We start from the raw sequence: 23,681 nt of genomic DNA on the forward strand, positions 1-23,681 counted from the left end.
TAAAACCAAAAAATAAAAACTACCAACAATAGTCAGTAGTAGTTTCATCAGTTTCCTTGCTCCGATTTGTTTTCCTGCCGATGATGGACAATTAATTGGCGCAGACAAATAAGAACAACGACAAACATAACAGCCATGACAATGCGCTTAAAGCTCCCCTTCATAATGGCGTCACCACCAAAGGCATATAGAAAAGAAGTCGGTAACATCCCAACTGCCACCATTAATAGGAATTGGGAGGTTTTGATCTTTAGCTGCGTACAGGAATAATTAACCATGATACTTGGAATTACGGGAACCATATAGCCAAGCGTTAATCCCAATAAGGGGTGTTCATGGTGCATTAAGCGGTCCAAAATCTGATTCTCTTTAAAGCGCTTTGAAAAATTAAGCCGATTAATTAGTACATAAGTTGAGCAGTTTCCTAAGATATTTGCCAGCCAATTAATTAAAAAGCCAACCACGGGGCCGTAACAAAGGCCGGTAAAAATGCAAATTACTGAATTTGAAGCTCCCGGAATCGCATTTAAAAGCGCAATCACAATTATCAAAAAAAGCATATCTTTTATACCGTGCGCGCGAATTAACTTAATTAATAGCGCCCGGTTATGCGGATTATAATGAAGCAAGAGCTTTATTTCAGGCATGAAGTCCCAAATTAAGAGTGCTAAAAAGATGATGATGACGATCGTCGCCAGCCCGATTAGGAGCCATTTGTGGTCATTTTTCTTCATTTAACGATGCCTCCAATGGTTTCAAAGAGGTTGGTTAGCTTTTCACGTAGCTTCGAATCATGAGCATAGATGTAAGTGCCTAAAACCCCCCGTTTTAAAATGACGTTTAAAGCATTCCGGACCATTAAGTCCTTCAGATGTTCAATTTCAATTGGGTCAGTCAGATCTTTGCGCCGTTTAAAAGCTTCGGTATCGGTGTACTTTGATAAATCAACCTTAAGCTGGTTTGTTTCCGGATCTAAATAGAAAATCGGACCGATAATAATCCCCGCATAATTAAGATCAAATCCTTGGCAAGTGTAGATTGAACCAACCTCATCAATTGTTTTTGGAATTTCTGCCCAGGGGGTTTGGGTAAAATTGTATTGATCCCAGGGCATTTTAAATTTTCCTTCGCGGATATAGTGTTTACCGCCATCCAAAATCGATGGGTAGCCTGAAGTTGATAAAATCCGGGAAAGACCAACTTGCTGGTTCCGGTGGACGATTTGTTGCCGCATTGCTTCTGCATCATTGTAAACCCGAAAGTCGTATCCTTGGCGGGCATTTTCCGGAAGGGGATTAATATTGCCGTCAGAAAAGTCGTCAAGCCAGGTTACTAATTCCTCAGGCGCTTGCATCCGGAATTGGTGATGGAGTTTAACAACCTGCGTTGCAAAAGGGGCAAGAAGCTTTTGCAGACGGGATCTCGTCCAAAGACTCTTCATGCGGAGCACTTGCCTGAAGTCAACCACGATTACTATGACCCGACTTCGTTTTAAAAGTTCAAGTAATTGATTTTCATGGTAAAAATTATTGTAATGATCAGGCTTAGATAGTAGTAAATGAGCTTCGTCGATTACGACGAGGTCAAGGTGACCATCTTGTTTATCTAACTGGTTAATCATTGTCGTTGGCCGTTGAAAATCTTTCTTTAAAAGATGGGGTTGTTCGCCGGCTAATTGTCGATAAACCTTTAGGACCTCAGGGTGGTTGACGAGAAAACGATTATTTGTCTGATAAAAAGGACTCTGCGGATTAGTCCGGGCCGCTACTTGCCACTGATTAAACAGGTGGGTCAGGACAACACTTTTGCCAGTGCCGGCTTCGCCTTCGATTATAAAAACACTCGCTTGCTTATCATTTAAATGCTTTTGGGCAAAATGATTAATCTGCTTTACTAATTGGGCTTGCTCTGCAGTAAGCGGAAGCTCGGGAGCAAGCTTTTCTGTTGTGGCATTGTTAATTGCCAATCTTGACGCCTCTTTCGTTTCGTTTTAGATTCAGTTTATCACATTGGAAAAAGATTTCGCTTTAATTCCGAGTTGTTGTAAAATAAAGATAGTTGATTTCACATGGGGTAAACCGTTTAGCGCGGAAATTAAAGGAGTAGGAAAAAATGAATCTGCACCCAGATTACTTATTAAACGAGATTAATGAACCAGCGGACCTAAAAGGACTAAGCCTTGATCAATTAAAGCAGTTAGCAACTGAAATGCGGCAATTAGTCTTGGAACGGGATAGCGCAATTGGGGGACACGTCGGTCCTAATTTGGGGATAATGGAAGTTACCTTGGCTTTTCATTACGTCTTCAATTCACCTCATGATAAAGTGATTTGGGATGTTTCCCACCTTTCATACCCACACAAAATGTTAACGGGGCGTAAACTTGGTTTCTTAGATCCTGACCATTATAAGGATGTTTCCGGTTATACTAACCCGGAAGAAAGTGATCATGATTTCTTTGAAATTGGTCATACCTCAACCTCGGTCGCCTTGGCCGTTGGCATGGCCCAAGCGCGGGATATGTTAGGAAAACATGAAAACCTGGTGGCCGTGATCGGGGACGGTTCCTTAAGTGGTGGACTTGCCTTTGAGGGTTTGAATAACGCGGCTAAGCTTCATTCAAATCTCATTATTGTGGTGAATGATAACCAAAATTCGATTGCTCCAAACCAAGGTGGGCTTTACCAAGGATTAGCGGAACTGCGGGCAACCAATGGTCAAAGTGAAAATAATATTTTTAAATTCATGGGATTGGATTATCGGTATGTGGCTAATGGTAATGACTTAGCGACGATGATTGAAACATTTAAAGATATTAAGGACATTGACCATCCAATCGTTCTTCACGTTGTTACGAAGAAAGGAGCCGGTTATGCACCGGCCGAGGCGGAACCGGAACGCTATCACTGGCGGGATCCATTTGACTTAAAGACAGGCAAAGATAAGCAAATCAAGCCTAAAGAAACCTACTCTGGAGCAGTCATTGATGAATTGATTCGCCAAGTTAAGGCCGGAACCCCAATTGCCGCCATTACCGCGGCAATCCCGGGGGTCTTTGATCTCCATCGGTTTGAAAAACAATTCCCGGATCATTACTTCGATGTTGGGATTGCTGAACAAGTATCTGTGACATCGGCGGTGGCAATGGCCCAAGCCGGAATTCGTCCCGTGGTCTTCGAAAATAGTACTTTCTTACAACGAGCTTATGATCAATTAGTTCATGATATGGCCCTCAATTCGGTTCCAGTCGTTATGATTGTCCGCAACGGAACGATTAGCAATGGCTCAGCAACTCACCAGGGTGATTTTGATATTTCTTACATCAGCAGTTTACCAAACGTTGAATACTTAGCACCAACCAGTGTTGAAGAAATGATTTCCATGCTTCGCTGGGCGATCCGGCAAACAGAGGTCCCGGTTGTGATCCGCCAACCGGAAAAGGCGCTCTTGCATCGGCCGGCTACCCAGGATGATTACAGCAACATCGATTACGAAATCGCTCATCAAGGAAGCGAAGTGGCCATCATGGCAGTTGGCGATTTCTGGGCCTTAGGTGAAGAAGTTATTACCCAATTAAAGCGAAAACTTAATATTGATGCCAGTTTAATTAACCCTAAGTCTTTAACAAATATTGACCGGGAAGACCTGCATTACCTTCAAGAGCGACACGACTTGGTTGTAACCTTGGAAGACAGTAATTTAAGTGGCGGCTTTGGTGAGATGATTGCCCGCTACTTTGGAGCTACCAACATTAAAACACTTAACTTCGGGGCGCCGCGAGAATTCGCCGATAATGTCCCAACTGAAGTTCTCGCTGAATGGTATCATCTCACGCCAGAGCAAATTGTTGATGATATCGAGCGGGTCTTGCATAGTATGTAGCCAAAAAAGCTGAATGTTTATTTAGTGCAACGCAAGATTGGCTAATCGGTTCAAGCTGAAGATTACGGCAAAAAACGCTTCTGAAAATTAAATTAGGAAAATCTAATTATTTTCTTGCGCTTAACAATTGATAGTGCTATTCTTAAAAATGTAAAAACGCAAAGGAGGAAGTTATAATGTTATTATTAAGTTTCAACTCACAAACTACCTCCACCTCAACCACAACAACAGTTGGCGGTTGAGGGATTTTGCGGTGGATTAAATTAAGAATTAAACCACGCCAGATCTTTCAACCATTTTATTAATGGCCTGAAAGATCTGGTTTTTTGTATCTAAGGAAAATGGAAATGAGGGATTAATAATGGACAAGAATGCGCCACAGTTAAAGCGATCGATGACGCCAGGCCAAATGGAAATGATTGCGATTGGCGGAACGATCGGATCAGGACTCTTTATGGGGGCAACTTCTACGATTAAATGGGCTGGACCATCAGTGTTGCTTGCTTATGCTTTTGTTGGGTTGGTCCTCTATGGAGTGATGCGGGCTCTGGGCGAATTAGTCTACTTAAAACCAGGAACGGGTTCGTTTGCCGATTATGGGGCTGAATATATTCACCCAGCAGCCGGATATGTCGTAAAGTGGAGTAATGTTTTTCAATTCATCATTGTTGGGATTTCCGATATTATTGCCATGAGTCAGTATTTAAACTACTGGTGGCCCAATTTACCAGACTGGATTTCAGGAATTGTCATGATTGTTATTTTGACCTTAGCAAACCTAGCTTCGGCCAAAGCATACGGGCGACTTGAATTCTGGTTTGCGATGATCAAGGTCGTTACGATCATCTTTATGATTATCATTGGTCTTCTCGTAATCACGGTCGGACTTGGGAATAACTGGCACCCAGTTGGTATTAGCAACCTCTGGACGCACGGCGGGTTCTTCCCTGGGGGATTAAAAGGCTTTGTCTTCTCAATGGCCGTAATTGCAGGTTCCTACCAAGGGGTTGAATTACTCGGGATTACGGCGGGGGAATCAGCCTCACCCCGGCATGCGATTATCAAGTCCGTTAAGTCCGTTATTTGGCGGATCCTCATCTTCTACATTGGTGCTATTTTCGTAATTGTTTCCATTTATCCATGGAACCAATTAAAAGCGGTTGGTTCACCATTTGTTGAAACCTTTACAAAGGTTGGGATTACGGGTGCAGCCGGCATTATTAACTTCGTTGTTTTAACGGCGGCTTTATCTGGGGCAAACTCTGGGATATACTCCGCTAGTCGGATGCTCTTTAAGCTCTCGGTTGATAAAGAAGTACCTGCTTTCTTTAGCCGTCTTTCCAAACACGTGGTGCCAAACGTTGCGATCTTAACGATTTCTTTTTGGATCCTCGTTGGATTTGTGGTTAACTTTATCTTAACGTCAATTAACTCAGCTTCTTCCAACCTATTCGTAATCGTTTACTCTTCAAGCGTTTTACCAGGGTTGGTACCTTGGTTCGTAATCTTACTTGCAGAATTAAATTACCGGAAGAATAACCCGCAAGATCTCGTTGACCATCCTTTCAAAGTTCCGTTTTTCCCTTACTACAACTACTTTGCCTTAGCATCATTAGTGGTAATTGTGCTCTTCATGTTTATTAATCCTGATACCCGGGTTTCAGTTTCCGTTGGGGTCATTTTCTTAGCAATTATCATCGCTTTGTTCTTCCTGCGGCACCGGAACGAGCTAAGACAATCAGCTGATTAATTTTTCCGCGAATAGACGTTCAAATGATTCCTTAATCATGGTAAAATGTAAGTATACCAACGGTTTTAGGGAGTTATAACATGAAACGAAAATTTCGTAAATTTTGGCATTGGCTCTTAGTTGCCGCAATTTTGTTCGTGGTAGCAAGTGCCTTTCAACGACCAGTAAGCAGTAGTCAAAATGGCAGTGCTGTTCAAACTACCCAATCAACTGATCAAAGTAATTCATTAAAGAGCGCTTTAAATCAATTTTTAAGTTATTGGCATCACTACTATCGGTCAAATAGTCGGGGTACTAATAGTACCTTAACGCCACCGAGCCAAAGTTTAGCGGCATCGGTTTTAACAACCAATGTCCGAAGTCAGTTAAGTGGTAATCTTGAATGGAATGGTTATGGGGCGTATATCGTCAATAATAATCAGACTAACCTGAATGCAAAGATTAGTAGTGCACCATATGCGGTTAATAAGCTCGATGCTCTCGGTCGGCCATGGCGTGGGGATGCTTGGTTAAACCGAACGACTCGCCAATATCAAAGTCGCGAGTCGACCGGCAACGGGGCAACTGAATGGCGCCCAGCCGGTTTCTTGCAAGCAACAAACTTAACTAATGGTCCTAGTCATGCTTATGATCGCGGACACTTATTAGGGTACGCCTTAGTCGGGGGGCTAAAATACTTTGATGCCTCCGAATCAAACCCAAAGAACATTGCTACACAAACTGCTTGGGCGAACGAAGCCCGCAGTTCAACCTCAACTGGACAGAACTACTACGAAGGTTTAGTGCGAAAAGCCTTAGACCAAGGTAAGCAAGTCCGTTACCGGGTAACTGATATTTACGATGGTAATGCGAAGGTCCCAGCGGGTGCGCATATTGAAGCAAAATCAAAGGATGGTAGTTTAGAATTTAACGTCTTCGTGCCTAATGTGCAGCGTAACATTTCCATTAATTACGCGACCGGAGCAGTCACTAAAACCAATTAAAACACTTAGCCGATCAGCGAGGTTGGGGAGAGACTCAAGTTTCTTCTCAACCTCGTTTTCATCTTCAAATGTTACTCAGTAACTACGGTAATCCTGTATCCAAACGGACTAATTATTTTTGTTTTTTGAAAATAGGTATTGCCTTAGAGTCGACTTCAAGGATTAGGATATAAATTGTTGAAAAGCTATCAACAATAAATGAGGTGAAAATGATGGAAGAAACCTTTTCATTAAACAATGGGGTAAAGATGCCAGAAGTTGGGTTAGGAACTTTTCGAATGTCAGCAAGTGTTGCCCAAAATGCTGTGGAAGCAGCTCTTGCAGATGGCTACCATTTAATTGACACTGCTGAAGCTTACTACAACGAAGACGGTATTAGTCAAGGAATTAAAAACGCTGGCATTAATCGTGAAGACTTATTTGTAAGTACAAAGCTTTGGACTACTTCTTACAATGATCCAGATGCCGTCGATAAGGCCCTTGATCGACTAGGTCTTGATTACATCGATTTGTTATTTCTTCATCAACCAACTGGTGACTGGAAAACGGCTTACCGGACATTAGAAAAGGCTTATAACGATGGCAAGATCAAGGCAATTGGTATTTCTAATTTTGATCGAAGGGCTTCATTATTGAAAGCGGTTATGGATTTTGCGGAAGTTAAGCCGCAAGTCCTGCAAGCTGAAGCCCACCCTTACTTCCCACAAACAGAAGCACGGGAAATCTTGAAGCCATATGGCACCCGTTTGATGGCTTGGTACCCACTTGGCTCCGGTGACCGTTCACTAATTAATGAACCCATCTTTGCTAAGTTGGCAGCAAAGTACGGTAAATCCAACGTTCAAATCATTCTTCGTTGGCACACTCAAATGGGATTTGTCGTGATTCCGGGTTCAACTAATCCCGCACACATTCATGATAACCATGATATCTTTGACTTTAAGTTAACGGATGAAGAAATGGCAGAAATTGCCAAGGTAAACAAGGACAAGCGTTATTATTAATCAAACTAACATGGAGGAATAACAATGAAATTAGCAATTTTAGCAGCAAACGGCCAAATCGCCCGCATTGTTGAAAATCGGATTCTTAACGAAGATCAATTTAAGAATGTTGAATTAACCTTATTCTTACGTAACAGCAGTCGACTTAACAACTTAGCTGATAATCCTCGGGTTACAATTATCGAAGGCGACTTAAATAACCCTGAAGACGTCGAAAAGGCGATTAAAGGTCAAGATATGGTCTTCAATGCCGTTATTGATCATGATGATGCTGGCCATAATCGTCCAACGCACAACATTATTAATGCAATGAAGAAGGATGGCGTAAATCGGTTGATCCTTACTAACTTACTTGGAATTTACGATGAGGTTCCTGGTGAATTCGGTAAGTGGAACCGTGATACTTGTTTCGGTGGAACTGTTCGGGATGACAATGCTGCCCTCGTATCAGACCGGTTGGCTGCCGAATCTGGATTAGACTACACTACGCTTCGTCTACCATGGCTTAATGACCGTGATGAAATTAAGTACACGATCACTCATAAAGATGATGAATTTGTTGGTGTATCTGGCTCGCGTCAAAGTATCGCTGATGTTGTTTTGAGGATTGTGGCAGACCCAACGTTTGGTAGCAATGATAGTTTAGGGATTGCTGACCCTGATACTCAAGGTAGTAACCGCCCCGTATACTAAAATTTATTAAATATCATAAAAGAACCTCCCATATCTCTGAAGGGCAATAGAAAAGTTAGCTTATTCAGATATTAAGGCATGATTTCGGTATTCAACCGGGATCATGCCTTTAGTTTTTAATTCTGCCCAGTTTTGGCAAGGTGGATAGCCAGCGGATGGGAATCCTCGACGACCTGGTGAGGATCATTTACTTCGATTACTGGTTTCAGTGCGCTTTGCCTTTCTTTATGTTAGTAGGGCAGTATGTCTTCCTCCTTCAGCACTGCAGCGAGTCTTTGGCCTAGCGTTAGGAGCAATGATGGGGATTCAACTGGGATCCTGGTTAGGAGTTGCGCTACCAACGATCTTCAGCGGTAGCGGCCAGGGATTATATGAATCGGTGCTGCCTTCGGAGTTGTTAATACCGTTCACCAAATTGGTGGAGTGGTGGGGTTATCCAGCGTTTCTGAAATGGCTACCAGAATTACCTCACCATCACGCGCATAAGTATGGATGGTTGTGTTAGCTGTTATTATGCTGATTACTGGTTTAAATATTTTGCGTGGATCGCATAAATAATGTGCTTGCCTTGAAGTCGACTTTAAGGTTTAGAATGCCAATATTGAGGATGGAGGGATATTTTTATGGAAACACGGATGTTAGGAAATGACTTAACAGTAACAGCATTTGCCTTGGTTGTATGGGATTTTCTCATGGATACGGAAAACCGACTGATGTTGATGAAGCTGTGAAAACAATCCGGGCTGCTTATGACATGGGTTATCGTTTCTTTGATACGGCTGAGATTTATCAAGGCACAAATCCTGATGGTTCAACCAATTATAATGAAGAATTAGTTGGCAAAGCACTCCATGATGTGCGAGACCAAGTCGTAATTGCTACTAAATTTGGGATTGCCGCTCATGAAGGGACTGGAATTAAAGTTGATTCAAGTCCGGAAACGATCCGCAAATCGGTTGAAGGTTCATTAAAGCGACTAAATACTGACCACATTGACCTTTACTACCAACACCGGATTGATCCCAATGTTGAACCAGAAACCGTGGCGCAGGTTATGCAAGAATTAATGGATGAAGGTAAGATAACTCACTGGGGTATTTCCGAAGCAAATGAAGATTACCTTCGTCGTGCCAATGCTGTCTGCAAGGTTACAGCTGTACAAAATCGTTATTCCATGATGTACCGAGAATACGAAGATCTTTTCCCGGTACTTGAAGAATTGAAGATTGGCTTAGTTGCATTTTCACCATTAGCAAACGGCTTATTAACCGGGCAAATTAAACAAAGCAGTTTCTCAGATAAGGATTTACGGAATAAGATACCACAATTTACCCCAGAAGCCTTAGCAAAGAACAAGGAATTATTAGCATTACTGGATAAGATAGCTGCAGATCATGATGCCACTCCAGCACAGATTTCTTTAGCATGGATGGTCAATAAGAAACCATACATTGTCCCAATTCCAGGTAGTCGGCACCTTAATCGGATAGAAGATAACTTGAAAGCCGCCCAAATTAAAATGACCGCTGAAGAAGTTGCCCAGATTGATCAGGCACTTGATGATGTGCCAATGTCAGAAGTCTTTAGTGGCACAAAGATTGAAAAGTAATTAGATGAATCAACCGAAGGGTAGTAAAAATTAATTACCCTTCGTTTTTTATTATTTTGCTACTTGCCTTAAAGTCGGCTATAAGGTCTATACTACCTACAATCTAAAATATAAATTTAGGAAGTGGGTAATTATGCGAATGCAGAAGCGATGGATTATTTCCATTTTAACAACCGTAGTTACAGTTTTAGCAATGGCTATTGGTTTTGGACAAGCTCAACAAGTTCGCGCTGCTTCAAATAATCGAACGTTGATTATTTACTTCTCAATGTCCGGAACAACGAAGGAAGCAGCTAAGCAAATTCAGCGTGATACCGGTGCTGATATTGTACGGTTAAAGCGTGCTAAAGCTTATCCCAAGGGGTACGACAATTACGCACGGGTAGCAGACCGTGAACGTCGCCAAAATATTCACCCAGCGATCAAGCGTAATATTCCTGACTTAAATCGATATGACACGATCCTAATTGGTTTTCCAACGTGGTGGCAACAACCGCCAATGGTAATTCACTCTTTATTCGATACTTATGATTTCCGTGGAAAAACGATTATTCCATTTACTACAAGTATGAGTACACCAATGAAGGCTTCAATGCCAACGATGCGGCGGTTAGCAAAGGATGATGGGGCAATCATTAAGTCAGGTTTCCGCTATGACAATAACAATGCCCAATTGCGGCGTTTCTTGCAACGTAATGGTCTTCTGAAGAACAATAACTAGAAAGTAGGGAAAACCAATGTTTGCGAGAATCTTAAAGATGGTATTGACCGTTGGAGGTGTTTTCGGACTGATGGTCTTATTTAATGCCAATCATGCTGAGGCGGCTTCGCGAACGGAAACGATCCGGTATCAGGCTGAATATCAAGGTCATCAATATAACAAGCAAGCTTTAGTGTACCTGCCAGCAAACTACACCACCGCTAAAAAGTATAATGTTGTCTATTTATTACATGGATCAACTGAAAGTAGTCAAGACTTCTTTCGTGATGGTCGCTTTAAGCAACTGCTTGATTGGTTGAACCAAAATGGTCGCCTAAAAGATACGATTGTAGTTTTTCCGACGTATTATCCAAGCAGAAAGTTCGTTACCGCGAATTATTATCGAGATAATCGCTTAAATCGGGCCTTTGCTCAAAATGAATTAGTAAATGACTTGGTCCCAGCAGTTGAAGGTCACTATCGCACCTATGCTGACGGAACAAGTAAAGCTCAATTAAGAAATTCCCGTGGTCATCGGGCCTTTGGGGGCTTTTCAATGGGGAGTATTACGACGTGGTATGTTTTTGAATATCAATTACCCTACTTTAGCAGTTTTCTCCCAATGGCTGGTGATAGTTGGACAATTGCTGATGATGGCGGATCAACTGCAAGTACGCGGACTGCACGACGACTCGCAAAAACAGTTCAGAATAATGCTAATTTGTCATTTAAGATCTTAGCGGGGGTGGGTGCCGACGATGACACTGCCGGATCGATGACCCCACAGATTAATGCCATGCATCGGTTACCAGAATTTAATCATCAAAATCTGAAGTACTATCAAGCCCCAAATGGAACACATAGTCCGCAAACAATTGCGCAAATTGTTAATCACTATGCGAACCAGATATTTAATTAAGGAAAGAAGGAGTTAAACCATGAAAAAATTTTGGCCAATAATTACTGTGATCGTAACGGTATTCGCTACTGTTACGGGCTTCGCTGTTACCGCTAATCGGAGCGTGCAAGCTGCTAGCAACAATCAAAAAGTATTAGTTGTTTACTTCTCACGTAAGCAAGGTGTCTATGGTGGTAGTTTGAAACGCGGAAATACTGCGCGGGTAGCTGATTTTATTCAACAAAAAACCAACGCTGATACTTATGAAATTGTACCCAAAAAATCTTATCCGAAAAGTTATGATCGGACTACCCAAGTTGCTAAGCGTGAACAAAATCAAAATGCGCGACCTGCAATTAAGGGTAAACTACCAGATGTAAGTAAATATGACACGGTCTTTATCGGTGGCCCAATTTGGTGGGGTGAATATCCAATGGTAGTGCGGACATTCCTTGACAAAGAAAGTGATTTAAATGGTAAAACGCTGATTCCGTTTACGACTAATGAAGGTTCTGGACTAGGAAATACGCGTCAAGTATTAAAAAAGCAATTCCCGAAGTCAACAGTTCGTCGTGGATTTACTGCTACTGGAAATACAGTTAAGAATAACCCTAACCGTGTTCGCAGACAGGTAAATAGTTGGTTAGATGATCTAGGTTATTAAGCAGGAGTGAAAATGAAAAGTAGTCGTCGAATCTACCTAGCTTTAACTTGGTTAGGACTAATAATTTCACCGTTTCCGCTAATTATGCTCTTAAATCGCGGTTTAATTGATACCCCAGGACACTTATTAACGTATGATCTAGGAATAGTTGCATATGTTTGGTGGTTAATGATTATCTTGATGGCGACACGCCCATATTGGTTAACCCAACGAATTGGGATGCCAGCCTTATATGCGATTCATGGAGCACTAGGGGTCATGGCTTTAGTCGCAGCAACAGTTCACCGTTTAACTTCTTTTTCAATGTTCCCGTTAATCAAACAAACGGGGAATATTGCTTGGTATCTAGAAATCTTTTTATTGGCCAATGCGGTTCTCTTTTTATCAGGATGGCTAGTTGATCGATTGCTTTTCTTGAAGCGCTTCAAAACCTGGATTGAGGGCCGTTTGCTAAATCATCAAGTAACAATGTGGATTCATCGACTCAACTTCGTTGTCATTGCTTTAATTTGGCTCCATGTTCACTTAATCCCTCGTTTGGGGATAGTTCCAGGTTTCCGCTTAACTTTTGATATCTATACTGGAGTAACTATTATTCTGTATTGTTGGTGGAAACTAAAAGTTAGCCGGTCTTATTCGACGGCGATAGTAAAGGAAAATATTTCCCTTGGATCTTCGATGCAAAAATTAACCTTACAATTCAAAGCAGGTAAGGAAAATTATCGAGCTGGTGATTTTTACTTTTTAGCTTTCAAAAGGGTAAAGGGAGTATCAAAAGAGCCACACCCATTTTCAGTTTCATCGGCACCACGAAATAATCCCCATGAAGTTAGTTTTATGATTCATCAATTAGGTGATTTTACCCGGCAAATAATAAAAGTTCCGGTTGGAGCAAAAGTAAAATTAGAAGGGCCGTTTGGGTTGTTTGATCGTGAAGTGCAAAATAGTGAGGTCCCGCTTATCTTATATGGACTTGGTTCCGGGGTAGCACCACTAATTAGCTTGGCCCAACAATACGCTGGGACTAAGCAACTTCACTTGATATGGTCAGGACCACAAATTAACAATCCTTCCTATCAAAAAATTCTGGGAGAACTGAAAAAGAAGGGCGTCAAAGTGGATGTCCAGATACATCGCTTTCTAGCTACAGATTTGATCCGAATTATTAGTAGTAATGAATTAAAACAGGGAAAGGTAATCATTGTTGGTTCTGCATCACGAATTTTAGATGTGCGGCGGCGACTACGTAAACTTGGCTTTAGTAAGGATCGCTTAATAGATGAGCGATTAACGCTATGATGAGCAAACGATTTGCTCAGGGGATGTAACCGACGATGTAAAGACCCCCGTTCGATTTTCCCCAAAAGGGTTATCAAGAAGGTCGTGCAGGAGTTCTGATGGCCTTAATTATGAAAATTTAAAAGGAGGAAGGAAATGATCGTAAATCAATTAATTGGAGTTGGTGTATTAATGTTATTGCTTTTTGTCATGATTACAGGTTCGCCAAATAGCCGTTAGGAAGTGATTAACATGACGCTTTTTAAACGCAAAGTAGAAATTACCGATCACATTGCTGGTCAACCAATTCAGGCACCGCAATTGGGAATGCCGGCGGTACAATGGCGAAATGGATATGGCATCCCCTCAGATGGCCAAGATACAAATAGTCAGAATAAGCCAACGCGACAATTAACGAAATCTGCGAAGGCGATCATTATTTACTTTTCTCGTTCTGGTAGTACAGAATTATTAGCGGCCAAGATTGCCAAAATTACTTCTGCGGATATTTTAGAAATAGTTGTCAAAGAACCGTATTCAGGTAAATATCAGCAAACGCTATCGCGGGCTAACTTTGAACGTCAAACTAAATCATACCCAGAATTGAAAATGTCAGTCCCTGATCTGAGCCAATATGATCGGGTTTATTTAGGCTTTCCAATTTGGGCAATGACATTGGCCCATCCAATGACCACCTTTCTCCTCGATTACGGGAGCCAATTAAATCACAAACAAATTATTTCTTTTATGTCTGAAGGTGGTTATGGACAAGGAAATAGTCTTCAACGAATAGAACAAATTCTTCGACAACAAGGGGTGCAAGCAACGGTCGATGACCAACCACTAGTTATAGATGGCAATAAAGTTGATCGTGCAAACGATCAAATTGAACGGTGGCTAAAGCGGATCAATTAACTTCTTGACTTAAAGTCAACTAGAGGGTTTATAGTGGTGTCAAACTTAAATAAGGGAGAAAAATAATGTCAAAAGTATTAATCGCAACTTATTCATGGTCAGGTAAGACGAAAAGCGTTGCCCAAGAATTGGTTCAAATGTTAGATCACGTTGATACGTATGAAATTGAAGTCCCTGCTGATACCTTTGACCATGATATGTATCAAACCGATGAAATTGCTACTGCTCAAATTAAGCATAACCAATATCCAGAATTAATTAATGAGATTCCGAATGTTGATCAATATGATTTAATCTTAGTTGGCAGTCCTGTATGGCGAGGAGCACCAGCAACACCCGTCCACACTTTTCTTGAAAAAATTCAAAATTATTCTGGGAAGGTCGCATCTTTTTATACGGATGCCGGAATGGCAAATGGATATGAAGAAACCTTTAAACAATGGGCAGGTAAATTAAACGTATTACCAGCCCATGAAGGATCGAATAATTTAACAGGATGGCTTAGGAAATTAAACTAGCGGGGTAGGGTAATGAACATTCAACAAGTAGCGAAGAAAGTATCACTTTCTACCGATACAATTCGCCGTTGGGAACGTCTCGGAATGATTCCACCAATTACACGAAATAGTGATGGATTGAGAACCTTTACTGACGAAGATATTCGATGGGTAGAACACGCTAAATTACTAAATATGATGAATGTTTCTTCTGATTTTCAAATTGAGTATGTCAAGTTAGCGATGTTAGGTAACAAAGCTATTCCAGCTCGTCTATCTTTACTGCAAGAACAATTAGATCAATTAAAAGAAGACCATCAACGCTTAACTGATCAAATTAATGAAATGGAAAAGACGGTTGAAAAATAAGAACTCGCCTAACATGTTACACTAGAGAGAAGTTTTAGGAGGAAACGAGATGAACATTAAAGAAGTAAGTGAGCGTTTAAAGATTCCAAAAGAGACATTGCGTTATTGGGAAAATAATGGTTTAATTCCCAAAGTCACTCGTAATAGTAGTGGTTATCGGGACTATACTGAAAACGAAATTAAGTGGGCGCTTTTTATTAAAGCAATGCGAAGTGCAGGAATGTCGGTCGAGTCCTTAATTGAATTTGTTGACCTCTATAATGCACATCGGGGTAGTCAGGAGGCACAAAAATCTTTAGTAAAAGAGCAATATGAAATCTTACTGGCTAAGCGAAATGAACTTGATAAGACCCTTAATTATTTGTCATACAAGTTAGATCACTTTGAAGATCATGTCATGCCTTTCTTAGAGGAAGAAGAATACTATGAACTAAGAAAAGAGCAGATGCTTGATGACAATAACCAAGATGAATAAAATGTAAATCGAGGATGTGTGGAAGCTGGGAAAAAATGCACGTTTCTTCCCGGCCTCCTTTCCTACGATTAGTCAAGCGAAAAGTTATCGAAAATTAGTGTACACTAAACAAACCTGATCTAAATAAGAATTTAAAAATCAGGAAAAAGTGATATATTAAAGAAGAGGGTTAATCCTCAACTAAGGGCCTTAAGCCCTGATACCGATAACGGTATCGATCATGGTGCTTGACAATGGCTAAGAGGCATTTTAGGGTCTTATCCATACAAGCTACCATTGCGATCTTATTCAGTTTTGGATAAGGTCGTTTTTCTTTTTTTCCTAGTTGGGTGCAATGGGGATTAATATGTATAACGAATGGTACAGTGTGAAGCCTATCGGGAAGGGTACTCTATGGGCAACACTCAATGTTCTCTTTTTTCCTCACTTTTTCCATATACGACCAATATTGTGGCGGAGCACTATAATAGCCAAGGAGCCTAGGTGTTTTACGGGGTTATCGAGTTGCGAATCGCTCTTTCTAATCTGAATATGTACGCTTCAGTGGCGAAAATTGATTCTCAAATGACCTTAGGCAAAGTGGATTAAAATCCGGGACCGATCTTGGATTTTTTGATCTGGCGATTAAAGTGATCGGCTTGGTGCTTGCAGCTACGATTTATCCACCAGTAATGTTATATTTGGTTTTAGTTAGTTATTACTGTTAGTTATTCCTAACCAAATTAATCATGACCAATTAAATCGGAGAAATTAAATGTTTCAACAAATGAAATACTTTATTGCAGTTGTTGATGAGCATAGCTTTACTCTAGCTGCAGAAAAATGTAATATCTCACAGTCAGCAATTTCGCAACAAATTAAAGAATTAAATCAGACTATCGGGACCCCTTTACTAGAACGTCAAGGGCGGAGTTTCGAATTAACGCCAGCAGGGAAATACTTTTATCGGCAGGCTCTGACAATAGTGAATCAAGTCGAACAGGCTTTAAAAAACACTCGGCAAATAGCCAATAATGAACAGAATGAATATATTCTAAAACTCGGTTATCTGCAAATGTTTGGAACAACAGAATTTTTAAGGGCAGTGACAGTTTTTACTGAACAGTATCCTGAAGTAAAAGTAAATATTACGAGCGGTCAGCATGACCAGTTATTCAAGCTATTACGTGAGGATCGAATTGACTTGGATTTTTCTGACCAACGCCGGGCACTATCTGATGAATATAATAATGAGTTTCTTACTAAGGCCCCGTTGATGGTTAATATTGCTAAAGGAATTCTTAAATTAAATGATTATCAAGTAACAACTGACCAATTGAAGAATATTTCTTGTGTTTTGGTAGCGCCTGATGCTAGTGAAGAGCAGTATTGTCGGGATGTTTTAGGAATTAAAAGTGAATTTTTAAATGCTAAAACTATTGATGAGGCCCGGATTATGATTGCTTCACGTCAGGGATACATGGTGGCAAATGAACGAACAATTCAAGAAATAAAAAACGACAATACTCAATCTCGATACCTTTATAACGGTCGGACCCAACTTTTTCAAAACTATTACGCTTACTGGAAAAAAGATAACTCAGGCTATTATATTGAGGCATTTGCTGACATTTTGAAGCAACAATTTTAATATATAAGTTTTACTTATAGAATGGATTGGAGATAGAAATTGGTTCCTCTACTAGTTCTTACTACAATAAGAATTGTTAAATAGTTGATGGAATGGAGGAATTAATAATGAGTAAAACATGGCTAATTACAGGGATTTCAAGTGGATTTGGAATGGCGTTGGCCCATCAACTTCTGGAACAGGGTGAAATAGTGATTGGAACTGTTCGGAAAGAAAATGCTAAAGTTAAAGAACTAGAAGCTAAGTTCCCTAATACCTTAGACGTTCAACACTTAGATGTTACCAATGTTAGCGAAATTCGTTCTGTAGTTGAAAATACCGTCGAAAATCATAATAAAATTGATGTATTAATTAATAATGCTGGTTATGGACTTTTTGGTGCTGCTGAAGAATTAAGTGATGGTGATATCGATCAGATCATGGCAACTAACTTAACTGGCTCTATTCAAATGATTAGAGCCGTCTTACCTTACATGCGTACACAAAAGAGTGGCCGGATTATTCAAATCTCATCTTACGGTGGTCAAGTTGCTTATCCAGGAAATTCGATGTATCATGCTACTAAATTTGGAATTGAAGGCTTTTGTGAGTCTGTTGCGCAAGAAGTTGCCCCATTTAATATTAAAGTTTCAATCATTGAACCTGGTGGTGCGCGGACAGAATTTCGTTACGGGAGTGCCCACGTTACCAACTTAATGCCTGAGTATGATAATACGCCAACTCATGCATTTTTGAAGATGCTCGATCCTGCTAATGGATTGGCACCTGGTGATCCTGAAAAAATGGCTACTCGGATTATTGAAGTTGCTAATAGTGACAAAGCACCGCTTCATGTTGTCCTCGGGTCGCAAGCTTTATCCGCTACTATTGATCGCTTAACGGAACGCTTAAATGAATACAAAGGCGAGACAGAAATTGCTGCTTCTACTGATGTAGAGAATTAGATTATATTTAAAATGAGAGTGGAAAACGACCATGTCGAAAGGTTATTTTCTACTCTCATTTTTGCTGTTTTGATAAGTTTTACTGATCAATCCGATAGGTAATCCGAATAGTTTTTTGGTATTGAAGAACTTAGAATTAAGACAATTAAGGAAAACAAACATCATTAAAATTGGAGAGGATGGACTAAGATGACAATCAATGAAAATGCACGGAAATACCATGAAAAAATGTTTCCAGGTTATAAATCTGATTTTTTGCGAACTGATCCGGAATTTATTGAACGTTTTGATAATTTTGCGTTTGATGAGGTTGTAAATAATGATGATTTAGATGACCATACTCGTTTTATTACAATTTTAGCTAATCTAATCGGATGTCAAGGAATTGATGAGTTTAAAGCGATGATTCCGGCTGCGCTCAATTTTGGTGTAAAACCAGTAGAGATTAAGGAAATTATTTACCAAGCAGTTGCTTATTTAGGAATTGGTCGTGTTTTTCCGTTCTTGAAAGAAACAAATAAAGTTTTTGAAGATCAAGGAATCAAATTACCATTAGAAAAACAGGCTAAAACTACTACTGAAAATCGATTGGAAGCAGGAAGGAAAACCCAAGTAGATATATTCGGAGAAGGAATGAAGGATTTTTGGAAGTCAGGAGCACCAGAAAGTAAACATATTAATTATTGGTTAACAGATAATTGTTTTGGTGATTACTACACAAGAAAAGGTCTCACTTATGCAGAAAGGGAAATGATTACCTTTTGCTTTTTAGCTGCGCAGGGAGGAGTTGAGCCACAATTGATTTCACATGCTAAGGCGAATATTCGTAATGGTAATGATCGAGAATTTTTAATCAAGGTTATCTCACAAAATATTCCATATATTGGTTACCCTCGTAGTCTTAACGCTTTGCGCTGTTTAAATCAAGCAGTTGCGGAGTTAGAAAGCAGTGATAAAGATGATTGATCGTGATGAAATTATTTCCTTATATCGACAAGAGAGCGAAGCGATGGTCAATAAAGATATTCTTAAATTAAATGAGATTTTAGCACCGACGATGACTCTTCAACACATGACAGGGTATGTTCAGCCAAAGCTAGAATGGATCGATCAAATCCAAAACGGTGAAATAAAATATTACTCATCAATTGAAGAAAATATTAAAGATATTATCATTGGTGGTGATAAAGCAAGCCTTGTTGGTCAAAGTAGGGTTAAGGCGAGTGTGTGGGGCAGCAGAACGGCTACTTGGTCTCTTGAGATGAAGATGAAATTTATCAAAAATAATGGTAGATGGATTATTGCTAAGCAAATAGCGAGTACATATTAGAAAGAATGGATGATTGATGAGAATGTTTTAATTATTGGGGCAACCGGAGATTTAGGTATTGCCGCAACTCAAGCATTTCTAACTAATGGTGATGATAAATTAACATTGTTTGCTCGCTCTGCTAATCGAATCAGTATTCAAGATGGGAGTTGTGAGTCAGTATTTGTGGGCGATGTAATGAGTGATCAAGATTTAGATAAAGCACTTCAGGGACAAGATGCAGTGTTTGCAGTCTTGAGTGGAAACCTTGGAATTTATGCGGATGAGATTGTGCAGGCTATGGAACGAAATGGTGCTTTGCGGCTAGTATTTATTACTTTGATGGGTATTTATAATGAAATTCCAGCCTCGATTCGCGAAAGGGTCGGAATCAATACGCCAAATTGAAAAGGGCCTTGCCTTGTAGTCGACTCGAAGGTTTATATTGTAGTTACTGTTAAATCAGATAAATGGTAAAGGAGCAGATATAGATGAAAGCAGCTGTATTTATGGAACCGGGCAAGATGGAAGTTCATGAAGTAGATAAGCCAACGATTCAAAAGCCGACTGATGCGATTTTAAAGATTGTGCGGGCGTGTGTGTGTGGTTCTGATCTTTGGTGGTACCGCGGCATCGCCAATCGTGAACATGGCTCATTGGTTGGTCACGAAGCAATTGCAATTGTTGAAGAAGTTGGTGCTGACGTTAAAGATGTTAAACCCGGTGATTTTGTCATTGCACCATTTACCCACGGTTGCGGTCACTGTGCGGCTTGTTTAGCAGGCTTTGATGGTAATTGTATGAATCAAGAAGCCGGTGGCAATGGTGGCTATCAAGGTGAATACCTTCGTTTTACTAATGCTAATTGGGCATTGGTAAAAATTCCTGGCCAGCCATCCGACTACACAGATGAACAATTAAACGACCTCTTAACTTTAGCTGATGTAATGGCAACTGGTTACCACGCTGCCACAAGTGCTGAAGTTAAGGGCGGCGATACTGTTGCGGTTATCGGTGATGGTGCGGTTGGCCTTTGTGGGGTAATTGGAGCTAAATTACGTGGAGCTAAGCGAATTATTTCCTTGAGCCATCACGAAGATCGGGCAAAACTTGCAAAAGAATTTGGCGCGACTGATATTGTGGCTGAACGTGGCGACGATGCAGTTAAAAAGGTTCTTGAGTTGACTGATGGCAATGGGGTTGACGCTGTGCTCGAATGTGTTGGTGCTGTATCTGCGATTGAACAAGCTGGTAAGTTAGCGCGTCCGGGTGCAATTATTGGGCGAGTTGGTGTTCCCCAAACCGAACCATCATCAAATACTCTCTTCTGGAAGAATATTGGCCTTCGTGGTGGAATTGCTTCGGTAACCACATACGATCGTCATGTCCTTCTTGATGCAGTATTAAAGGGTGATATTCACCCTGGAAAAGTCTTCACTAAGCGTTTCAGTCTTGATGAAATTCAAAAGGCATACGAAGCAATGGATCAGCGTAAAGCAATTAAGTCATTAGTAATCGTAAGCGAGTAAATCACTAAAGCCTGAGGCCGGTAAATGGCTCAGGCTTTTTGCGGTTTAAAGACCAATTTTCACCGAGGGTGGGAAGAAACAGAAGATTCATCCAATCCTCATTGTGTGGTAATCTTACTCATCAGGCTATTGATAAATTGAAATACATACTGTTAAAATAAAAGGTAAAGCCAATGACTTGGTATTAAAAGTTTAAATGATTGGAGTAGCGTTGTGATGGCAACCGAAATTGATAACGGATCAATGAATAAGCGAATTCATGTAGTACATAATCATCAAAATGAGGCGATGACAATCGCGGAAATTTTTGATGCCGAAAAATATCCGCAGTTAACCGCGGTAACAGGAGAGTTAAGTGCGACCTTTTTAAATCGGTATCTTGGTGCTTTCGTGCAACTTGAAATTGCTTTGGGAAACCCATCATCACCTCGGCACTATACCTCAATGGAAACGGTCACGAAAGATGCCTTGGCGAATGCCATGTTGAAGGTAGCCAATAAAGATGCAATTAAGCTTTTTCTCCGCTTATCAAGTCAGCTCCAGATGATGGCACTTGCTGGGATTTTAAAAGTTGAAATTGCGCCAACCCAAGCCCTCCATTCGCGTTTTTATTTACTTTCAAATCCCCAGACCCAAGAAACGCGGGTTATTTTAGGATCAATTGATTTAGACGAGCCTTCTTTTGATCCTAACTATAATCGCTTTGAGGACGTTTATATTTTCGACAACGATCCTTTATACGATAATCTTTTAAATCATTTTAAACTTGATTTACGACCGGTTTTAATCTCTTATTTTTCAAATCACTTATTGACCAAGGCGCAAGAGCAACTGCAAGCTCGTAAAAAGGCTAACCCTGATGAAGAAGGGGATAGCGTCGTTATTTTAACAAATGAAGTCACCGATGAATTGGTTGAAACTGAAATGACGGACCTCATCGTTGACGATGTCCAACACCAACTGGATCGCCAACAATTACGGGCCGATGTCCCACTAGGAATGCGGAATGTCACCTTAAATCGGACCCGGGACCGGGAAGAAGCTGAGCGTCGGATTAGACAGCATGATCTTGTATACAAGTTGCAAAAGCAGGCAGTTTCGCCTCGGGCGGCCCGGCCTAAAATTAAACAACGTGACCAAATTGCCAAACAGATTCATGATGATTTACAAGCAACCGTTTTCCCCCAAGATCTGGCAGTCGAAAAGAAATATACGACCTTTCTTTATGACCGCCCGTTAGAACGGAATATTACCCGGAATCAAACAGGCTTGTATACCCCAAATGATACTGGCACGTATCCTTTACCGTTTGGCCAATTAGCAACGATTTCTCAGATTAAACGGAGCCTAAAGCAAATTGAAGCGGTTATGAATGGTTACGCCCAATTTGTGGTTGATTACACTCCCGAATATGGAAAGCGGTTCTATGAAGCAATTTTGTATGCTTTTACTGCTCCATTTCTTTGGGAAATTCGGGAAAAAGCAAGTCTCAATCCTGAGGATGGGAATGATATTCCAAACTTCTTAATCCTAGGGGCGAGTGCTGGGTCCGGCAAGTCAACCTTATTACGGGTCATTAATCAATTAACTTGGGGCACCGACAAATCAATGATTGACTTCGGAACGATTTATCCAATGGATGCCAATCAACGAAAAGCAAAGACCGTTCAGGCTTTAGAAAGCTATATGAAGCAGGGAAGTACTTACCCGGTTTTGATTGATGAAATTGAACCCTATTTCTTCCAACAACGCCAATATAGTCGGCGGTTGATTGTGGATACCATGAACCAACTCGTGAATAGTCCGAAGCCAGTGGCCCCGTTAATTGGGACTACCAACTACCATACTGGCTTTACAATGCAACGGGAAACCGCCCGGCGGACTTACTACTTGCAGCTTGATAAAGTAATCGATAACGAAAAGAAGCCGGTGGCCGCGAAGTATATCTTCGAGGTGCGGCAGGGGTTAGATAACACCCTCTTTAAGGACTTTGTTGTCCGGATGGCAAATCTACTCGAAGACGATGGAACACCATGGCGGATGTTTGACGCGAAAACCGGGCAATTAGATTTCCTAGCAATGACCCGGCGGATTTTCCGGGAGTACTACAAGCTCGCTGACATGCCAGTTCCTGACTATTTTGCGGATGGCTTATGTGACGACTTTGGTGAAAATACCCGGAGTAAATGGGCTAAACTCTACTTAGCGAAGGAAGAAGATTTCCGCTTCCGGCCGGAAAAGAATAGTTTAATTTTTGATATTTCGAAGTTAAACAATTTTAACGGGTTTAGTGCGGATGCTGAAAATGAATACCGAAATGCCTTACCAGTTGAACTCTGTGTGGGTGGAATTAACGGTAAAACCGGTAAATTTGTCGAAATTAAGGCAACCGCTTTTTACAAATGGATCGGAATTGACGATCCGCACACCAAACCAACCCCAGAACCAGAAGCTGATAAAAAGGTAGTAACTGATGAGCAACCAAAGAAGAAAAAGAAGAGTTTCTGGGCACGACTCTTTGGTTAAAGATCATAAGCACGGAAAGCTGGGAT

23 protein-coding genes are annotated in these 23,681 nt (G+C 40.8%); 21 read left to right on the forward strand and 2 right to left on the reverse strand.

Going from position 1 to position 23,681, the window contains the following annotated elements:
- Nucleotides 1-47: 47 nt before the first annotated feature.
- Nucleotides 48-734 (reverse strand): TVP38/TMEM64 family protein, encoded by a 687-nt coding sequence (locus tag GTO83_RS05080; RefSeq protein WP_180872027.1) that lies wholly within the window; start codon nucleotides 732-734, stop codon nucleotides 48-50.
- Nucleotides 731-1,960 carry a DUF2075 domain-containing protein gene (locus GTO83_RS05085; protein ID WP_180872128.1) on the reverse strand — a complete coding sequence of 410 codons (1,230 nt, stop codon included), beginning with the start codon at nucleotides 1,958-1,960 and terminating at the stop codon, nucleotides 731-733. Before GTO83_RS05085 ends, GTO83_RS05080 begins: the two co-directional genes overlap by 4 nt.
- Nucleotides 1,961-2,112: 152 nt before the next feature.
- Between GTO83_RS05085 and GTO83_RS05090 the strand changes: the two genes are divergently transcribed.
- The 21 genes from GTO83_RS05090 (at nucleotide 2,113) to GTO83_RS05190 (ending at nucleotide 23,655) form a co-directional block, all read left to right on the forward strand.
- Nucleotides 2,113-3,882 carry a 1-deoxy-D-xylulose-5-phosphate synthase gene (locus GTO83_RS05090; protein ID WP_180872028.1) on the forward strand — a complete coding sequence of 590 codons (1,770 nt, stop codon included), beginning with the start codon at nucleotides 2,113-2,115 and terminating at the stop codon, nucleotides 3,880-3,882.
- A gap of 361 nt (nucleotides 3,883-4,243) precedes the next feature.
- Nucleotides 4,244-5,632, forward strand: a complete 1,389-nt coding sequence (locus GTO83_RS05095; RefSeq protein ID WP_180872029.1) for an amino acid permease — start codon at nucleotides 4,244-4,246, stop codon at nucleotides 5,630-5,632.
- Nucleotides 5,633-5,712: 80 nt separating this feature from the next.
- The gene (locus GTO83_RS05100) at nucleotides 5,713-6,615 is read left to right on the forward strand and encodes a DNA/RNA non-specific endonuclease (protein WP_180872030.1); all 903 of its coding nucleotides are present in this window, start codon (nucleotides 5,713-5,715) and stop codon (nucleotides 6,613-6,615) included.
- Nucleotides 6,616-6,827: 212 nt separating this feature from the next.
- The gene (locus GTO83_RS05105) at nucleotides 6,828-7,619 is read left to right on the forward strand and encodes an aldo/keto reductase (RefSeq protein ID WP_180872129.1); all 792 of its coding nucleotides are present in this window, start codon (nucleotides 6,828-6,830) and stop codon (nucleotides 7,617-7,619) included.
- Nucleotides 7,620-7,643: 24 nt separating this feature from the next.
- Complete coding sequence (locus tag GTO83_RS05110) at nucleotides 7,644-8,312, forward strand: NAD(P)H-binding protein (protein ID WP_180872031.1); 669 nt, start codon at nucleotides 7,644-7,646, stop codon at nucleotides 8,310-8,312.
- 679 nt (nucleotides 8,313-8,991) lie between these two features.
- Nucleotides 8,992-9,921 carry an aldo/keto reductase gene (locus GTO83_RS05115; RefSeq protein WP_180872032.1) on the forward strand — a complete coding sequence of 310 codons (930 nt, stop codon included), beginning with the start codon at nucleotides 8,992-8,994 and terminating at the stop codon, nucleotides 9,919-9,921.
- Nucleotides 9,922-10,054: 133 nt separating this feature from the next.
- The gene (locus GTO83_RS05120; RefSeq protein WP_180872033.1) at nucleotides 10,055-10,642 is read left to right on the forward strand and encodes a flavodoxin; all 588 of its coding nucleotides are present in this window, start codon (nucleotides 10,055-10,057) and stop codon (nucleotides 10,640-10,642) included.
- A gap of 16 nt (nucleotides 10,643-10,658) precedes the next feature.
- Entirely contained in the window at nucleotides 10,659-11,540 is an 882-nt protein-coding gene (locus GTO83_RS05125) for an esterase family protein (RefSeq protein ID WP_180872034.1), read from the forward strand.
- A gap of 19 nt (nucleotides 11,541-11,559) precedes the next feature.
- Nucleotides 11,560-12,183, forward strand: coding sequence for a flavodoxin (locus GTO83_RS05130; RefSeq protein WP_180872035.1), 624 nt, complete (start codon nucleotides 11,560-11,562; stop codon nucleotides 12,181-12,183).
- A 12-nt stretch (nucleotides 12,184-12,195) separates the two neighbouring features.
- Nucleotides 12,196-13,482 carry a hypothetical protein gene (locus tag GTO83_RS05135; protein WP_255463184.1) on the forward strand — a complete coding sequence of 429 codons (1,287 nt, stop codon included), beginning with the start codon at nucleotides 12,196-12,198 and terminating at the stop codon, nucleotides 13,480-13,482.
- A gap of 231 nt (nucleotides 13,483-13,713) precedes the next feature.
- Nucleotides 13,714-14,376: a flavodoxin gene (locus GTO83_RS05140; protein WP_180872036.1), complete on the forward strand. Its 663-nt coding sequence runs from the start codon at nucleotides 13,714-13,716 to the stop codon at nucleotides 14,374-14,376.
- Between the two features lie 65 nt (nucleotides 14,377-14,441).
- A complete protein-coding gene (locus GTO83_RS05145; protein ID WP_180872037.1) occupies nucleotides 14,442-14,894 on the forward strand; it encodes a flavodoxin in 453 nt (150 codons plus the stop codon).
- A gap of 12 nt (nucleotides 14,895-14,906) precedes the next feature.
- The gene (locus GTO83_RS05150; protein WP_180872038.1) at nucleotides 14,907-15,242 is read left to right on the forward strand and encodes a MerR family transcriptional regulator; all 336 of its coding nucleotides are present in this window, start codon (nucleotides 14,907-14,909) and stop codon (nucleotides 15,240-15,242) included.
- Between the two features lie 49 nt (nucleotides 15,243-15,291).
- Nucleotides 15,292-15,717, forward strand: coding sequence for a MerR family transcriptional regulator (locus tag GTO83_RS05155; protein ID WP_180872039.1), 426 nt, complete (start codon nucleotides 15,292-15,294; stop codon nucleotides 15,715-15,717).
- Between the two features lie 754 nt (nucleotides 15,718-16,471).
- Nucleotides 16,472-17,347, forward strand: coding sequence for a LysR family transcriptional regulator (locus GTO83_RS05160; protein WP_180872040.1), 876 nt, complete (start codon nucleotides 16,472-16,474; stop codon nucleotides 17,345-17,347).
- Between the two features lie 107 nt (nucleotides 17,348-17,454).
- Nucleotides 17,455-18,291, forward strand: coding sequence for an SDR family oxidoreductase (locus GTO83_RS05165; protein WP_180872041.1), 837 nt, complete (start codon nucleotides 17,455-17,457; stop codon nucleotides 18,289-18,291).
- A 189-nt stretch (nucleotides 18,292-18,480) separates the two neighbouring features.
- Nucleotides 18,481-19,257 (forward strand): carboxymuconolactone decarboxylase family protein, encoded by a 777-nt coding sequence (locus GTO83_RS05170; protein ID WP_180872042.1) that lies wholly within the window; start codon nucleotides 18,481-18,483, stop codon nucleotides 19,255-19,257.
- Nucleotides 19,250-19,621 carry a nuclear transport factor 2 family protein gene (locus GTO83_RS05175; RefSeq protein WP_180872043.1) on the forward strand — a complete coding sequence of 124 codons (372 nt, stop codon included), beginning with the start codon at nucleotides 19,250-19,252 and terminating at the stop codon, nucleotides 19,619-19,621. Before GTO83_RS05170 ends, GTO83_RS05175 begins: the two co-directional genes overlap by 8 nt.
- Nucleotides 19,622-19,630: 9 nt before the next feature.
- Nucleotides 19,631-20,008 carry an NAD(P)H-binding protein gene (locus GTO83_RS05180; protein ID WP_180872044.1) on the forward strand — a complete coding sequence of 126 codons (378 nt, stop codon included), beginning with the start codon at nucleotides 19,631-19,633 and terminating at the stop codon, nucleotides 20,006-20,008.
- Nucleotides 20,009-20,091: 83 nt separating this feature from the next.
- Nucleotides 20,092-21,129, forward strand: a complete 1,038-nt coding sequence (locus GTO83_RS05185; protein WP_180872045.1) for a zinc-dependent alcohol dehydrogenase family protein — start codon at nucleotides 20,092-20,094, stop codon at nucleotides 21,127-21,129.
- Nucleotides 21,130-21,345: 216 nt separating this feature from the next.
- Nucleotides 21,346-23,655: an ATP-binding protein gene (locus GTO83_RS05190; RefSeq protein WP_255463185.1), complete on the forward strand. Its 2,310-nt coding sequence runs from the start codon at nucleotides 21,346-21,348 to the stop codon at nucleotides 23,653-23,655.
- Nucleotides 23,656-23,681 lie beyond the last annotated feature (26 nt).

The sequence above is a fragment of the Lactobacillus sp. 3B(2020) genome (assembly GCF_013487845.1).
Classification (GTDB): Bacteria; Bacillota; Bacilli; order Lactobacillales; family Lactobacillaceae; genus Limosilactobacillus; species Limosilactobacillus alvi.